The following is a 1,444-nucleotide window of genomic DNA, read 5'->3' on the forward strand; positions in this document are numbered from 1 at the left end:
TCTGTCCCAAAATGTGCTGAAAAACTGAATAAATTCATATCTAATTGTTTGATTACTACAAATATACAAAAGTTATGATAAATTACGGATATTCATTTTTTCTTTTTCATTTTCGTATAAAAATAGTTTTTGATTGTAGTCTAAAAGTAGGGTTGAAATTCCGGCTTTTTGGATGTTTTTCAAAAAAAATGCTTCTGTTTGAGTATTGGTTTTATCACATACAAAGCAGGGAAAGAGGATTAATGTAGCTTTTTCGTTCTTTGCTTTAGAAAATGAATATTCTTTTTTTTGGAAAGTTTGTGAATTACAACTGCTTACAAAGAATATGTATGCAATTAAATTGATATATTTAAAAATTCTTCTATTTATTTTCAAGGAGATTTTGTTTAAAACTTTTAGCCAAGGTAAGAAGTTAACTCGCACAAAAATATTATGGGTTTTTAATAAAGGATTTAATCCCATATTTTTCTAAAATAGTATTTTTTGCCTTGAAATCGGGATAAGTGTATTTTTAGAATTTTTGCTAAAAACCTTATAGTAAATTTGGTTGTTACCGTAGTTCCATGTTAGCTGTAGTATCTTTTATTTGAGCAAGTTTATTTCAATTATATTGTTATCTTCCTTAAAACGGTCTAACAATTTATCGTTCCATTCCTTTAATATTTGTGTAGAAGTTCTAAAGTTTCCGTCAGCGTCTGTTTGGTCAGGGATTTGATCAACTAAATCGGCTGTTGGATTCTTGCGATAATTTTTAAATTTTTTAGCAAATTGATCATAACTTAATTTAAATTCTTGATAATTATTCAAATTTGGGTATTCAAAATCTGTTGTATTGTTTTTAATTCCTTTTATTTCAAATATATGATTTTGATTAGAATCTTCTATTTTTAAAATTAATCCAGGAAGATTTTTGAATTTGTAGGGTCCATCTTGGACTGGAATTTCTTTGGTAAACCAAGCTATCCATTTTCTTCCTCCAAATTCCGTTGTAGCTTTTTGAACATCATAATTTAAAATTTTTGAAAATTCATTCTCTAATTTCCATTTTAAATCAATGTGCTGTTTAACAATAAACTTATTAGAAGACATAAAAGTTATATAATCTATTTGGTTTGAATCAAAATATTTTATAACTCTATCACGAATCATTTCTTTATTTGGAGGCATTGCAAAATTTCCTTTATTACTTTCTGCTAACATAATTGAGTCTGCATTATACATTTCAGAACTATAAAATTCCGATTTACCTTTTTGGATATTTAAAATCATTAATTCTTCCCTAACATTTTTTTTATTTGTGGAATCTGGAATGAATTTATAGTCATAAAGAAATAATTTGTTCTGACCCAATACTGTCCTAAATAAAAATTATTAAAAATAGAAACAGCCTAAATACCTATTTTACATTTAGCTTTACATTTAATTTCAAAAAAGAACCCCTTGA

The 1,444-nt window shown here is 26.0% G+C and carries 2 protein-coding genes; both read right to left on the reverse strand.

Going from position 1 to position 1,444, the window contains the following annotated elements:
• Nucleotides 1–72: 72 nt before the first annotated feature.
• A complete protein-coding gene (locus IV513_RS15400) occupies nt 73–462 on the reverse strand; it encodes a hypothetical protein (RefSeq protein ID WP_209391434.1) in 390 nt (129 codons plus the stop codon).
• A gap of 120 nt (nt 463–582) precedes the next feature.
• A complete protein-coding gene (locus IV513_RS15405; protein ID WP_209391435.1) occupies nt 583–1,350 on the reverse strand; it encodes a GLPGLI family protein in 768 nt (255 codons plus the stop codon).
• Nucleotides 1,351–1,444 lie beyond the last annotated feature (94 nt).

Source organism: Chryseobacterium sp. RR2-3-20 (assembly GCF_017808115.1).
Taxonomy (GTDB): Bacteria; Bacteroidota; Bacteroidia; order Flavobacteriales; family Weeksellaceae; genus Chryseobacterium; species Chryseobacterium oryzae.